The sequence below is a fragment of the Methylobacterium sp. WL7 genome (assembly GCF_008040085.1).
Lineage (GTDB): Bacteria > Pseudomonadota > Alphaproteobacteria > Rhizobiales > Beijerinckiaceae > Methylobacterium > Methylobacterium mesophilicum.
On the sequence record NZ_VRVG01000008.1, the window covers coordinates 1 to 12,814 of the forward strand.

The 12,814-nt window shown below is 67.4% G+C and carries 14 protein-coding genes, 1 tRNA gene and 1 pseudogene; 9 read left to right on the forward strand and 7 right to left on the reverse strand.

What is annotated here, in order from left to right; genetic code table 11:
- The first annotated feature begins 119 nt into the window (after positions 1-119).
- The 4 genes from FV233_RS30140 (at position 120) to FV233_RS03825 (ending at position 3,358) form a co-directional block, all read left to right on the forward strand.
- Complete coding sequence (locus tag FV233_RS30140) at positions 120-269, forward strand: hypothetical protein (protein ID WP_187277600.1); 150 nt, start codon at positions 120-122, stop codon at positions 267-269.
- 128 nt (positions 270-397) lie between these two features.
- Positions 398-1,762 (forward strand): MFS family transporter, encoded by a 1,365-nt coding sequence (locus tag FV233_RS03815; protein WP_147853138.1) that lies wholly within the window; start codon positions 398-400, stop codon positions 1,760-1,762.
- An 86-nt stretch (positions 1,763-1,848) separates the two neighbouring features.
- Positions 1,849-3,021: an alpha/beta hydrolase gene (locus FV233_RS03820; protein ID WP_147896664.1), complete on the forward strand. Its 1,173-nt coding sequence runs from the start codon at positions 1,849-1,851 to the stop codon at positions 3,019-3,021.
- 55 nt (positions 3,022-3,076) lie between these two features.
- Positions 3,077-3,358, forward strand: a complete 282-nt coding sequence (locus FV233_RS03825; protein WP_058193308.1) for a DUF2312 domain-containing protein — start codon at positions 3,077-3,079, stop codon at positions 3,356-3,358.
- Positions 3,359-3,379: 21 nt separating this feature from the next.
- On the opposite strand, the gene FV233_RS03830 is transcribed toward FV233_RS03825, so the two are convergent.
- A complete protein-coding gene (locus FV233_RS03830) occupies positions 3,380-4,387 on the reverse strand; it encodes a phosphoribosylaminoimidazolesuccinocarboxamide synthase (RefSeq protein ID WP_147853136.1) in 1,008 nt (335 codons plus the stop codon).
- 516 nt (positions 4,388-4,903) lie between these two features.
- On the opposite strand from FV233_RS03830, the gene FV233_RS03835 reads away from it, so the two are divergent.
- On the forward strand, positions 4,904-5,656 hold the full coding sequence (locus FV233_RS03835; protein WP_147896665.1) for a Crp/Fnr family transcriptional regulator: 753 nt from the start codon (positions 4,904-4,906) through the stop codon (positions 5,654-5,656).
- A 14-nt stretch (positions 5,657-5,670) separates the two neighbouring features.
- On the opposite strand, the gene FV233_RS03840 is transcribed toward FV233_RS03835, so the two are convergent.
- The 6 genes from FV233_RS03840 to FV233_RS03865 all read right to left on the reverse strand — a co-directional run bounded on the left by FV233_RS03840 (position 5,671) and on the right by FV233_RS03865 (position 9,366).
- Positions 5,671-6,288 carry a PAS domain-containing protein gene (locus tag FV233_RS03840; RefSeq protein ID WP_147853135.1) on the reverse strand — a complete coding sequence of 206 codons (618 nt, stop codon included), beginning with the start codon at positions 6,286-6,288 and terminating at the stop codon, positions 5,671-5,673.
- Positions 6,289-6,514: 226 nt separating this feature from the next.
- Entirely contained in the window at positions 6,515-6,724 is a 210-nt protein-coding gene (locus FV233_RS03845) for a hypothetical protein (RefSeq protein WP_147853134.1), read from the reverse strand.
- Positions 6,725-6,832: 108 nt separating this feature from the next.
- A complete protein-coding gene (locus tag FV233_RS03850) occupies positions 6,833-7,882 on the reverse strand; it encodes a 2-dehydropantoate 2-reductase N-terminal domain-containing protein (protein WP_147853133.1) in 1,050 nt (349 codons plus the stop codon).
- A 464-nt stretch (positions 7,883-8,346) separates the two neighbouring features.
- Positions 8,347-8,422, reverse strand: a tRNA-Phe gene (locus tag FV233_RS03855).
- 105 nt (positions 8,423-8,527) lie between these two features.
- Positions 8,528-8,716 carry a DNA gyrase inhibitor YacG gene (gene yacG, locus FV233_RS03860; RefSeq protein ID WP_147853132.1) on the reverse strand — a complete coding sequence of 63 codons (189 nt, stop codon included), beginning with the start codon at positions 8,714-8,716 and terminating at the stop codon, positions 8,528-8,530.
- Positions 8,713-9,366 (reverse strand): Maf-like protein, encoded by a 654-nt coding sequence (locus tag FV233_RS03865; protein WP_147853131.1) that lies wholly within the window; start codon positions 9,364-9,366, stop codon positions 8,713-8,715. The genes yacG and FV233_RS03865 overlap by 4 nt, the downstream gene beginning before the upstream one ends.
- Positions 9,367-9,888: 522 nt before the next feature.
- Between FV233_RS03865 and FV233_RS03870 the strand changes: the two genes are divergently transcribed.
- The 4 genes and pseudogenes from FV233_RS03870 (at position 9,889) to phaZ (ending at position 12,780) form a co-directional block, all read left to right on the forward strand.
- On the forward strand, positions 9,889-10,098 hold the full coding sequence (locus FV233_RS03870) for a hypothetical protein (protein WP_147853130.1): 210 nt from the start codon (positions 9,889-9,891) through the stop codon (positions 10,096-10,098).
- A 162-nt stretch (positions 10,099-10,260) separates the two neighbouring features.
- A complete protein-coding gene (locus tag FV233_RS03875) occupies positions 10,261-10,506 on the forward strand; it encodes a hypothetical protein (protein ID WP_147853129.1) in 246 nt (81 codons plus the stop codon).
- A gap of 127 nt (positions 10,507-10,633) precedes the next feature.
- A pseudogene (locus tag FV233_RS03880) lies at positions 10,634-11,306 on the forward strand (phosphomannomutase/phosphoglucomutase); the annotation flags it as partial.
- 265 nt (positions 11,307-11,571) lie between these two features.
- Entirely contained in the window at positions 11,572-12,780 is a 1,209-nt protein-coding gene (gene phaZ, locus FV233_RS03885; RefSeq protein ID WP_147853128.1) for a polyhydroxyalkanoate depolymerase, read from the forward strand.
- Positions 12,781-12,814 lie beyond the last annotated feature (34 nt).

Consider the following 12,814-nt stretch of genomic DNA (forward strand, 5'->3'; position numbering starts at 1 on the left):
CCGCTCCGCCGCCCGCCGCCGGCCCGCCACCGCCGCCGGGGCCGCCGCCGCCACCGCCCGGGCCGCCACCACCGCCGGGGCCTCCCTGCGCAAACGCCGTCGCCGCGCCGGCGATGAGGATGGCGGCCGCCACCGTGTCCCTGAAGATCCGCGTCATGGCCTGTCGTCCCGTTGTGGTTGTGGCGCCTTCGGCACCCGTGCCGGGCCGCAACGGGGTGCCGCGCGAAACCGTTCCGTACACGGCGGCGGACGGGGCCGACGACAAATGACACAGTCAGCTGCTGTCCCAGCCAAAGTCCGATCACGGACTTGCGATCACGGTCGTCGCCTGTAACGTCGCCGCCATCGAAGAATAGGCCGGCTGTTACCGGCCGATGAACCACAAGACGGAGACGCCATGTCCGCCCTGAGGGACGATACGATCGGTATCGCACCGAGTGCCGCCGACGACGCGGCCGACCGCAAGCGACGGATCTGGGCGATCGTCGGCTCGTCCTCCGGTAATCTCGTCGAGTGGTACGACTTCTATTGCTACGCGTTCTTCGCGCTCTACTTCGCGCCGGCCTTCTTCCCCAAGGGCGATTCGACCAGCCAACTCCTCCAGACCGCAGGCATCTTCGCGGTCGGCTTCTTCATGCGCCCCGTTGGCGGCTGGCTGTTCGGGCGCATCGCCGACCGGGTCGGACGCCGGACCTCGATGGTCGTTTCGGTGCTGATGATGTGCTTCGGCTCGCTGCTGATCGGCATCCTGCCGACCTATGAGCATGTCGGCACGCTGGCCCCCGTCCTTCTGCTGCTCGCGCGCATGCTCCAGGGCCTGTCGGTGGGCGGCGAGTACGGCACCTCGGCGACCTACATGAGCGAGGTGGCGATCAAGGGGCAGCGCGGGTTCTTCGCCTCGTTCCAGTACGTCACGCTGATCGGCGGCCAGTTGCTCGCCTCGCTGGTCCTGGTGCTGCTCCAGACGGTGATGACCGCCCCGGAGCTGACCGCCTGGGGCTGGCGCATCCCGTTCTTCATCGGCGCCGGGTTGGCCGTGGTGGCGCTCTATCTCCGCCGCTCGCTCGCCGAGACCAAGGAAGCCGGCGACAAGGAGACAGCGGGCACCTTCGCCGAGCTGTTCAAGCACTGGCGGGCGTTTTGCGTCGTCCTGGCCTACACGGCCGGCGGTTCGTTGAGCTTCTACACGTTCACCACTTACATGCAGAAGTACCTGGTCAACACCGCCGGCATGCCCAAGACCTCGGCGTCGCAGGTCATGACCTGCGTGCTGTTCGTCTACATGGCGATCCAGCCGCTGTTCGGCGCGCTGTCCGACAAGATCGGCCGCAAGGCGAACATGCTGCTCTACAGCGGCCTCGGCACGCTGATGGTGGTGCCGCTGATGACGGCGCTCGGGACCAACAAGGACCCCTACCTCGCCTTCGCCCTGATCACCCTCGGCCTGTCGGTGGTGTCGTTCTACACCGGCATCAGCGGCATCGTGAAAGCCGAGCTGTTCCCCACCAACGTGCGCGCCCTGGGCGTCGGCCTCTCCTACGCGCTGGCCAACGCCCTATTCGGCGGCACCGCCGAGTTCGTCGCCCTGTGGTTCAAGGATGCCGGCATGGAGAGCACGTTCTTCTGGTACGTCACCGTGCTGATGGCGGTGGCGTTCGTCGGTTCGCTGATCATGCCGAACCCGAAGGTGCACGGCTATCTCGACGGTGCCGGCACCGTGGAAGAGGCGCTCGGCAAGAAGCGCCGCTTCGCCCACGCCTGAAACCGGCTGCCCGGATGAGGCGGCTGGCCCATACGTTTGACGGCCGGCCTCCCGCCGGTCGAGCGAGACGATGGCGGGAGGACACGATGCTCAAGATCGTCACTGCGGGCGCCCTGGCGCTGCTCTGTCTCGGGGCCGCGCACGGCGCCTGGTCCGAGGAAGCCGGGCCGTTCAAGCCGACCCGACCCGCCGGCTACTTCTTCGTCGGCGGCCGCTACGAGATCGCGAACAACCGGACCACCGCCCACGGGCAGATGTTCGTCGCGTATCGCGCGCCGGAGCGGGTCACGCAGCCCTATCCGGTGGTGATGGTTCACGGCACGGCGCAGACCGGGACCAACTTCCTCGGCACGCCCGATGGACGACCCGGCTGGGCCGACCGTTTCGCCGCCAAGGGTTTCGCGGTCTACGTGATCGATCAGGTCGGGCGCGGCCGGTCGGGCGGCGATGCGGAAACGTACGGCCCCTACGCGCGTCTGCCCGCCGAGGACCTGGAGACCGTGTTCACCGGCCAGGAACGCTCGGAACTCTACCCGCAGGCGAAGCTGCATACCCAATGGCCGGGTGGGCCGGGCCTGCGTGGCAACGCCGCCTTCGACCAGTTCTACCGCTCGCAGGTGCCCTACATCGCGAGTGCCCTGAAGAGCGAGGAGCTGGTCGATCCGGCGCTGATCGCGCTCCTGGAAAAGATCGGGCCGGCGATCGTGCTGACCCATTCGCAGGCCGGCGTGTTCGGCTGGGCGGTCTCGGATCAGCGCCCCGACCTCGTCAAGGCGCATGTGGCCGTCGAGCCGAACGGGCCGACCTTCTTCGATGTCCGGTTCAAGGGCGGCACCGACTGGTACGAGCGGGTCGGGGACGCCCGGGCCCGTCCCTACGGCATCACCCGCGTGCCGCTGCATTTCGAACCACCGGTGAGCAGCCCGACGGACCTGACCGTTGTCCAGGCCGAGCGCGCGGCCGGGCCGGACAAGATCCGCTGCTGGCTGCAGGCCGAGCCCGCCCGAGCCCTGCCGAACCTCGCCAAGGTGCCGGCCGTGATCGTGACCGCGGAGGCCTCGTTCCGGGCGACCATGGACGATTGCACGGCGGCCTTCCTCACCCAAGCTGGCGCCAAGCCGGACCGGCTGGCGCTGGCCGAGCACGGGATTCACGGCAACGGCCACATGATGATGCTGGAAACGAACAGCGATCAGGTGGCGGACGCGATCGTCGGGTGGATCGAGGGCCGGATCGGCGCCGGCAATCCCCGGCCTTAACCCCCTGCTTACCCTCTGCCGCGAGGGTACGGCCCGTCATACGACGAGGCTTTGCATGACCGACATGACCGACACCGTGGGCGTCGCGGGCGACCGTATCCGCTCGATCATCGAGCGCGTGGAACGGCTGGAGGAGGAAATCAAGGACCTGATGGAGGCGAAGAAGGAGGTCTTCGCCGAGGCCAAGGGCGAGGGCCTGGACGTCAAGATCCTCAAGGAGATCCTGAAGATCCGCAAGCAGGACAAGGACGAGCGCGACGAGCACGAGACGCTGCTCGACGTCTACCTGCGCGCCATGGATGCACCCGCCCCGGCCCCGATCAAGGCGGCCGCCTGACGAGACCGGAGGGGGCGGCGCTCAGGCGCCGTCCCGCGCTCGGACGATCGGCTCGGCCGCCAGATAGTCGCCGATATTGCGCCGGACACGGTCGAGCGGCACCTCGCCCGGGTCGGGGAGCGTGAAGCGTGCGCCGGTGATCGTCTCGTAGGCCCGGATGTAGACCGCAGCGGTTTCCAGCACGATCTCGGCCGGGATCTCGGGGATCGGGTCCTTATACGGGTCGCATCGGGCCACGACCCAGTTGCGCACGAAATCCTTGTCGAAGCTCTCTGGGGCGGTCCCGGCTTCGAAGCGCTCGGGGTAGCTCTGCGCGAACCAGTAGCGGCTGCTGTCCGGGGTGTGGATCTCGTCGGCGAGCACGATGCGCCCGTCCGGATCGGTTCCGAACTCGTATTTCGTGTCGGCCAGGATCAGCCCGCGCTCGGCCGCCAGTTCCTGGCCGCGGGCGAACAGCGCCAGGGCGGCCTCGGAGACGGTTCGCCATTGCTCCGGGGTGAGCAGGTTGCGCTCCAGGATCTCGGCTTCCGTCAGCGGCTCGTCGTGCCCCCCATCGAACGCCTTGGTGGTGGGGGTGATGATGGGCTTCTCCAGGCGCTCGTTCGGCCGCATGCCGTCCGGAAAGCGATGCCCGTACATCTCCCGCTCGCCGGCCCGGTAGCGCGTGAGCACCGAGGTCGAGGTGGTGCCCGCGAGATAGCCGCGCACCACCACCTCCACGGGCAGGATCTCCAGGCGGCGGCCGACCACGACGTTCGGGTCCGGGTAGGCCAGGACGTGGTTCGGACAGAGGTCGGCCGTCCGTTCGAACCAGTAGCGCGCGGTCTGGGTCAGCACCTGGCCCTTGAACGGGATCGCGGCGAGTGCCCGGTCGAAGGCGCTGATCCGATCCGAGGTGATCAGGATGCGCCGCCCATCCGGCAGGTCGTAATTGTCCCGGACCTTGCCGCGGTAATGGTTCGGCAATTCGGACAGCGTCGCCTCGCGCAGGACCTGGTGGGCATGCGGGGCGAGATCTGCCGTGTTCATCGGACCGTTCCGTCAGGCTGCACGGCGACCGCGCCGCATCGCGTGTGTGCGCGGAGAGGCGCGAGATTTCCAGCCCCCACGGCCCATTGCGCCGGGCCTGCCCGCCCGCCGGGTGACCGATCAGGCGGCCCGTACCGTGTCGAGGAAGTGCGCGACCTCGGCAGCGAGGTGCTATTGCTGGCTTGGCGATGCCGCGGAAGGAGACTCACTGGTCTGGCTGAGATGCTTCCCGCTTGCGCTACCGCTGTTCAGCATCCTGAATCCTTAGCCGTGCGATGTCTCGGGCTTCACCCTTACCGTCTACACCAACACGCACTGTATGCGGCCGCGCGGCTTGCGCGGGGCCTCGACCGACCGATGTATTTCGACGCCTTGGGGGGCGGTCCACCGGTGAACACCCGTCATCCGCCTATGGTCGAGGCCATAGGCTGCTGCTATGCCGTCCCCGGATCAGCCCTCGAACGCGAGCGCTGAGGGCTGCGAGACTGGATACGCTCGCCAGCCGGTGGGGGTATGATGACGGGAGCTCTCGACCAGATTAATCGCCATCCCTTCATCCGTCGCATCGAGAGCATCGCCCTCTTCACCTTGACGGATGACGAGCGGGCCGCACTGAACGCCCTGCCCATGCAGGTTGTGCAGTTCGAGGCCTATCAGGATATCGTGCGTGAGGGTGACCAGCCGGGGCGCTGCTTCGCCCTGCTCGAGGGTATCGCCTGCACCTACAAGTCCACGCAGGGCGGCAAGCGTCAGGTGATGGCCTATCATGTCGCGGGCGACATCCCCGACATGCAGAGCCTGCACCTGAAGGTCCTCGATATCAGCATCGCCACCGTCGGCCCGAGCAAGGTCGGCTTCGTCCAGCACGAGGCGGTTCGAGCTATGCTGCGCGCGTTCCCGCGGCTCGGCGATGCGCTGTGGCGGGCGACACTGATCGACGCTGCGCTCGTCCGCGAGTGGATGCTCAACACCGGGCGACGGGAGGCCTTCGCGCGCATGGCCCACCTGTTCTGCGAGTTGATCACACGTCTGGGCGTCGTGGGCCTCGCCCCCGATCTGACGTGCGACCTGCCGATGACGCAGCCGGAATTGGCGGACGCCCTCGGGATCACGCCGGTCCACGTGAATCGCACGATCCGCGACCTGAAGGCCGCCGGATTGATCACGCTGCGCAGCCGCCGCCTGACGGTTCACGATTGGGACGGGTTGCGGGCGGCGGCGGAGTTCGACCCGACCTACCTGCACATCACCGATCCGGACCCGGCCTGACGCGTCCGCGCGGCTCAGTTCATCTGCGCACGATGGGCACGCCGTTCCTTTTCGGCCAGCCTGCGGCCCAGATCGAGCAGGAGCGCGTCGGCCCGCGCCCGCAGGGCCGGATCCTCCAACTCGCAGATCGCGCGATGGGCCGCCATGGCGAAGTCCGCCGCGCGTTCCAATGGCGTCTCCGCCTCATGGTTATCATGCGCGCCGAGGGCCCCGGTGGCACGATCACCGCTCCGCACGTCGGTAATGTCGACGATGATCCCCCGGCCGCTGATAGGCCTTCCGCGATGATCGGCCAGGAACCGGCCACGGCCGAGCACCCACCGGGTGTCGCCGTCCGCCGAACGGACCCGGTATTCGATGACGTAGAGATCGCCGTCGCGGACGCGACGACGGAGGAGTCCCAGCACCCGGTCCCGATCTTCCGGGTGGATACCGGCCGCAAAGGCCGCTGCCGGCAGTCCCAATTCGGCCGCCTCGGGATCGACATTGAACAGGAGTGCCACGAACATGTCCGCGCGGACGCGGTTCGACGCACCATCCCAGGACCAGCTGCCGGTCACGTCGAGCGTGTCGAGCGCCGCCCGGAAAGGTGTCGCGCAAGTCTGGCATTCGAGCGGCTTGAATTTCGGCATCGCAGGATCTGGTTCCGAACCGGAATTTAACCTGGTTTAGTGGAACAGGCCGCAACTTCAATGAGCAAGAATCCGCATAAGCTCAACTTTTGCGTGTTTGTAACCGCTTGAACACACCGCGTGTTCCTCCGCGATAAAAGGGCCTTCCTTTCGTATCAGAGACGAAGGGTCACCGTCCGGCGGGTCGTCGACGGATGGCCCTGCGGCCCGCGATGCTCGGCCTCCGTCAACCGGTTCCGGTGCTCCGCCGCGCCAGCCGTTCGGCCTCGGCCCGCCAGGCATCGCGCTCGTCCTGGACCGCCTCGATCCGGGCATGCAGATGGCCCGCATCGATCGCCGTCTCCATCAGCATGTCCTGGGCGGCGGCGAGCTGCGCCCGCAGCTCGGCGTTCTCGGTGGCCAGCGCCAGGAGGAGAGCGGCCACGTCGTCGCCCATGCATGCCCCTCGCCGCACCCGTCAGAGCGAGCGGATCTACCTAAGCGCGGGGCCAGCCACAACCGTATCCGGCAAACCATCCAGTGATCGTACTGCCGCCGCGTCCGGTCAGCCCTCGATCACCCGCTCGTCGAGCTTCCGGTCCACGATCTGGACGGTGCGGTCGATCTCGGCATCGGGCATGCCCAGCTGGTGCGAGATCAGCTTCACCAGCAGGTCGACACGCTCGATGAACGGCGTGCCGTTCGCCACGGCTCGCGCCGCGGAGGACGGCTTGAGCAGGCTCTCGGCGGCCTTGGCGTATTTCTCGAACGGCACCTGGTCCTGCGGGTCCGCACCGAGCTTGCGCGCGATGGAATCGACGTGCTCGTAGATGGCGCGGGATTTGGCGAGGTCGCCGTGCACGGCGTCGCGGATCGATTGCGGCTCCTTCGGGGTGATGCACCGGTAATTGCCGGTGAGCAGCATCGACCATTTCGCCAGCGGGACGAACAGCGAGTCGAACACCTTGAGCTTCACCGGCACGTCGTGGCCGTCGAGGCGGACGGCGTCGATATCCGCCTCCAACTCGCGCAGCAGCCGGTTGTGGGTCTCGTCGGCGAAGGTCGCGGCCTTGAAGTTGGTGGGAAGGCCGACATGGAGCACGTTCGCACCCTCGTCCGGCGGACGGAACGCCTGCGGGTCGGGCGAGCAGAGGGACACGAGGCCCGGCTCGAAGCGATCCCAGACGCCGGCATTGGTGAAGGCGTTGTCGAGGTCCATCGCCGCCAGGGCCGGGATCCGCTTGAGATACGGCAGCGGCGGCATGTTCATGATCGACAGGCACGGCAGCCGGGCCGCGGCGATCTTGATCATCAGCACCCGGATCGTGTGGTTGTTGTACTGCGGCTCCTGCATGGCGAGACCGACGAGGTCGTAGCGCGACGGATCGATGTCCTCCGGCGGCGCGGCATCCAGGGTGCCCGGCAGGTCGCGCGAGTGGATCGCGCGGTGGTTCGGTTCGTCGCGCAGCTTGATGCGGACCTCCGTCCCCTCCTGGTTGATCAGGTCGGCGGTCTTGCGGCGGCACACCAGGGTCACGTTGTGACCGGCCATCAGGAGCTTGGTGCCCAGCAGGGAGCCGTATGAGGCGCCCAGGATCAGGATGTTGCGCGGCATGCTTCCACTCCCACCATTCGGCTTCGTCTTATCGCGCGACCGGCCCGCTGGCGTACGGGCTGAGGCGGTCTACGGGTCGGCTCGAGCCATGTTGAAAGCAGCGTAGCGAAGCTTGCCGGGAGATGCCACCGCACTGGTATACCAAATAATTTTCGGTGCGATGCACGAAACATTTTCGGTGGGTGACCGCCCGCGCGGCTTCCATGCGGGATCGAATCGCAACCCACCATGATCGCCGAGAGCGCGAAGGCGGACGATCCGGCGTTGTCGATGGTCCCGAGCGCTTACTCGGGCGGCTAATGCATGCCGACACGCGTCACGACGATCCAGGAGCCGTGAAGCTTCACCGGAGACGTTGAGCCTAGCGCCAAACGCGTCCGGCGGCCCGACGTCTTGCGAGGTTGGCGAAGGACTTGGAGCGAGAGAGTGATTACTTCGGCACCATCCCACGCCTAGCGGGATGATGGTGCCCAGGGGCGGGATCGAACCACCGACACTGCGATTTTCAGTCGCATGCTCTACCAACTGAGCTACCTGGGCGTCGTCCGGGCCGCTGTGCGTCTCGGACGCCGCGGGGTATAGTGAGGAGTTCGAGGCCTGTCCAGCCTTGCCGTGACATCGGTGTGACCTGGGCGCCGGAAAATTTCAGCCCTCGTCATCGGGCTCCGGCGGCGGAGCATCGGGATCGAGTTCCACCGGGATCGTGTAGCGCTCGTTGAGCCAGCGGCCGAGATCGACATCGGCGCAGCGCTGCGAGCAGAACGGCCGGAACGGCTCGGTGGAGGAGCGCCGGCAGATCGGGCAGCGCTCCGGGTTCGTCGGCCACGCGCTCATGCGAGGCTCCCCCAGGCTGCGCGGACCGGATACCCCTCGCCATCGAGCAAGCTCATCGTCTCGTAGAGCGGCAGGCCGACCACGGCGCTGTAAGAGCCGACGAGCTTCACCACGAAGGCACCGGCCAGGCCCTGGATCGCGTAGCCGCCCGCCTTGCCGCGCCACTCGCCGGAGGCGAGATAGCCCTGGATGTCGCGGCCAGAGAGGCGCTTGAAGCGCACGCGGGTCTCGACGATCCGCTCCCGGCGGCCGTTCGGCGACAGCAGGCAGATCGCCGTGAAGACCCGGTGCGGACGCCCGGACAGAAGGCGCAGGCAATCGGCGGCCTCGTCCGGCCCCTCGGCCTTCGGCAGGACGCGTCGCCCGACCGCCACGACCGTGTCGGCCGCGAGCAGCCAGGTCGGGATCTTATGGTCCTGATGGTGCAGGGCGGCTTCCGCGGCGGCGAGCTTGGTGCGTGCGAGGCGTCGGGCCAGTTCGCGCGGCGGCTCGGCCTTGCGCGGCGTCTCGTCGATGTCCGCGGGTAAGAGCGAATCCGGCTCGATGCCGATCTGCTGCAGCAGCGCCAGGCGGCGCGGCGATCCGGAGGCGAGCACGAACCGGGTGGCCGGCCCCTGCGTCGCACCGATCGCTTCGGGTATGGCGTCCATGGTGTTCCGCTCGCATATTCGGCCTGGAGCATCCGCCGCCGTCGGAAAGACCGATCGGCGGCAGGCGCATCACGACAAAGGCATGGTCCGAGAGCGGTACGGGTAGGTCGAGGCCGCGCCGCAGCGCGGATGATCGCGCGAAAGGGTGGCGCGTCCCCATTCCGCCGGGACCGTCTCGATCTCCCCCACCTGATAAGGGATGGGGTCGGGCTTGTGAACCGGAGCAATCAGAACGCGCGCGACGACAGGGCCTTCGACGCGCACCGGATATCCGAGGCGGCCCGAGGCGCTAGCGTCTCGATTGTCATGCACGCTCCGCGAAAAACCGGCCGCCGGTGGATCGCCGAAATCAAGAGTCGTCGGGCCGGGGGTCGTGGAAGGTCTGGCGCCATCCAGATATCACCGGTCGGCCAAGGCATAGTTCGTCCGGCTCAAGACAAAGTGAAGGTTTGCGGTGATCGCGTAACCACGCGTTAACCAAACCCGGCGGAGTGTGCACGCACCGAAACGGGGTCGACACCGATGCTGAACGCTGATCCGCTGCTGGCACGCCCGAAGCTCGTGAATGCGACGCTGCTCGCCCACACGCTGGATGGGCTGAGGCCGCAGGTCAGATCCTCGGCCGAGATGTGGCGCGTGCTGACCGACCATTACGTGGTGGATCTGGACGACGTCGCGGCGCTACTGCCGGCAGCCGAACCCGAAACCCAGTGGCTTTCGGCCCGGGATTGAACCCGGCGAGATCCAGTCCTTCGAGAGCATTCGATACGGCTGGCACGCCGCGTGCTTAGAATCGGGCGGTATAGGCGAGGAAACACCCAGGCAACGACAACGCGGCGGCTCGGACGCCAGAGCACCCCGCGGACCCTTCGATCCACGAAGCCGAGGTCCGTCATGTCCGAACTGTTGTCCGTCGCCCTCATCTGTGCGGGCACCCTGCTGGCGCAGGATTGCTCCCGCGACACCGCCCTCGACATCATCATCGCGCCGGCGCACTCGCCGATGGAGTGCCTGATGCACGCCCAGACCATGGCGGCCCAGGCCGGCTTGCCCGGCGGCGGCGACCGCTACCTCAAGGTCGCCTGCGAGCATCGCCGGACCGAGGCCGAGCCCGTCCGGGTCGTCCGCCGCGCCTCGTAGGGCGGACGGACCTTTCCCCGGACCGGAAGCTTCGTTCGGCCCGCCGCAGATCTGAGGTCGAGCGGGGCCGAGCGATGTTTCCCAAGCCTGAAGCGGGCCTGGTTCCGAATACCTTCGCCTTCGAGCAGCTGCCAAGATCGGCGTGATGCTGGCGCGCGACCTCGGCAAGCTCCATCCCGGCTCGACCTTCGTGGTCGACGTGAAATCAACCGGTCTCTACCACACCGACCCGCAACTGCAGGCCCAGGCCATCAAGACCGATGACTGGAAGACCGGCCACAGCTACATCAAGCGGCGGGTGAACGAGCTCGGGGCGCTTGCGGGCTTCGAGGAGTCCGGCCACTTCTTCTTCAACGAGCCGATCGGGCGCGGCTACGACGACGGCCTGCTCACCGCCATGGCGGTGCTGGAGATGCTCGACCGCAACCCCGGGACGTCGATGGCCAACCTTTACCGGGCGTTGCCGAAGACCTGAGGCTCGCCGACCATGTCGTCCCATTGTGCCGACGATGTGAAGTACGGGGTGGTAGAGGCCGTCACCGCGCGCTTCCGCGCCATGAAGGACGCGGGCGAACCGATCGCCGGCTCGAAGATCGTCGATCTCGTCACCGTCAACGGCGTGCGCATCACCACCGAGGACGGCACCTGGGGGCCTCGTGCGCGCCTCGTCCAACAAGCCGGAGCTGGTCGTGGTGATCGAGAGCCCGGCTTCCGAAGAGCGCCTGCACGCCATGTTCAAAGCCGTCGACGCGGTCTTGCGGGAGAATACCGAAGTCGGCGCCTACAACCAGACGATCTGATCCGGCCGGCACCTGACCTGATCCGCCGCGCGGTGCTTTTCAGGTCGGGTGCCGGGCCGCGCGGTGGGTGTCCAGTTTAGAGCTGGTACATCAAAGCCACGGCCTCCGCTTTCCTGTTGGAATGCACCCTCTGGGCGGTTGCAGCCTCCGTGCAGCGGGCAGATGCTCTCCGGCCATGCTGATGCATTCCTCATCCCGGCATCCGCCCGAGTTTGCCGTCCCGATCGCCCGCGTGTCGGGCCGGGCGCCCGCGAGTGCCCGCCCGATGATGTACGACGCGTTCGACCTGCAGACCGACCTCGCCGCCCAGACGCGGGCCTGGGGACGGATGTTGAACGATGCCTGGTCGCCCTGGATCCGCTGGAGCGAGCCCGCCCGTTGGATGTCGGCCAACGCGCGCATGATGATGCGGACGGGCCTGACCTTCGCGCGGCCCGCCTACGGGATCGACTCGGTCACGGTCGGCAACCGGAGCGTGCCGGTCAGCGAGGAAGCGGTCACGGTCACGCCGTTCGGCACGCTGCTGCACTTCAAGAAGGACATCCACACCGAGCAGCCCAAGGTGCTGCTGGTCGCGCCGCTGTCGGGCCACTTCGCGACGCTGCTGCGCGCCACCGTGCGCGTGATGCTGCCCGATCACGACGTCTACATCACCGACTGGCACAACGCCCGGGACATCCCCCTCTCGGCTGGCCGGTTCGGCTTCGACGAGTATGTCGCGCACCTGATCCAGTTCCTCCAAGTCATGGGCGAGGGATCGCACGTGGTGGCGGTCTGCCAGCCGACCGTGCAGGCGCTGGTCGCCGCCGCCGCGATGGCGCAGGCGAAGGATGCGGCCGCCCCGCGCAGCATGACGCTGATGGCCGGCCCGGTGGATTGCCGGATCAACCCGACCGGGGTGAACGAGCTCGCGACCTCGAAACCGATCGCATGGTTCGAGAAGAACCTGATCGCCACGGTCCCGTCGCGTCACAAGGGCGCCGGCCGGAAGGTTTATCCGGGCTTCGTGCAGGTCTCGGCGTTCATGTCGATGAACGCCAAGCGGCACGTGCAGGGCCACAACGACTTGTTCTGGCACATGGCCAACGGCGAGGATGACAAAGCCGAGGCGATCGAAACCTTCTACGACGAATATTTCGCCGTCCTCGACCTCGCGGCCGAGTTCTACCTGGAGACGGTCAAGACCGTGTTCCAGGACTACACGCTCGCCAAGAACGAGCTGAGCTACCGGGGCGAGCCGATCGACCTGGGCTCGATCAAGCGCACCGCGCTGATGACCGTCGAAGGCGAGCGGGACGACATCTGCGCCCCCGGCCAGACCATGGCGGCGCACGATCTCTGTACCGGGCTCGCCCCCTACATGCGGACGCACCACCTGCAGGCCGGCGTAGGCCATTACGGCGTCTTCGCCGGCAAGCGCTGGGAGACGCAGATCTACCCGCAGGTGCGCAACTTCATCCAGGCGCACAACTGATCGGCTGACAGACCGGCGGTCGCGCCGATTTGAC

Coding starts and splice junctions, on each gene's coding strand:
- yacG (WP_147853132.1), bottom strand. CDS start 8,716: ATGAGCGCGTGGCCGACGAACCCGGAGCGCTGCCCGATCTGCCGGCGC.
- FV233_RS03840 (WP_147853135.1), bottom strand. CDS start 6,288: ATGCCGAAATTCAAGCCGCTCGAATGCCAGACTTGCGCGACACCTTTC.
- phaZ (WP_147853128.1), top strand. CDS start 11,572: ATGATGTACGACGCGTTCGACCTGCAGACCGACCTCGCCGCCCAGACG.
- FV233_RS03815 (WP_147853138.1), top strand. CDS start 398: ATGTCCGCCCTGAGGGACGATACGATCGGTATCGCACCGAGTGCCGCC.
- FV233_RS03875 (WP_147853129.1), top strand. CDS start 10,261: ATGTCCGAACTGTTGTCCGTCGCCCTCATCTGTGCGGGCACCCTGCTG.
- FV233_RS03870 (WP_147853130.1), top strand. CDS start 9,889: ATGCTGAACGCTGATCCGCTGCTGGCACGCCCGAAGCTCGTGAATGCG.
- FV233_RS03830 (WP_147853136.1), bottom strand. CDS start 4,387: ATGAACACGGCAGATCTCGCCCCGCATGCCCACCAGGTCCTGCGCGAG.
- FV233_RS03850 (WP_147853133.1), bottom strand. CDS start 7,882: ATGCCGCGCAACATCCTGATCCTGGGCGCCTCATACGGCTCCCTGCTG.
- FV233_RS03845 (WP_147853134.1), bottom strand. CDS start 6,724: ATGGGCGACGACGTGGCCGCTCTCCTCCTGGCGCTGGCCACCGAGAAC.
- FV233_RS03820 (WP_147896664.1), top strand. CDS start 1,849: ATGCTCAAGATCGTCACTGCGGGCGCCCTGGCGCTGCTCTGTCTCGGG.
- FV233_RS03835 (WP_147896665.1), top strand. CDS start 4,904: ATGACGGGAGCTCTCGACCAGATTAATCGCCATCCCTTCATCCGTCGC.
- FV233_RS03825 (WP_058193308.1), top strand. CDS start 3,077: ATGACCGACATGACCGACACCGTGGGCGTCGCGGGCGACCGTATCCGC.
- FV233_RS30140 (WP_187277600.1), top strand. CDS start 120: ATGGCGGCCGCCACCGTGTCCCTGAAGATCCGCGTCATGGCCTGTCGT.
- FV233_RS03865 (WP_147853131.1), bottom strand. CDS start 9,366: ATGGACGCCATACCCGAAGCGATCGGTGCGACGCAGGGGCCGGCCACC.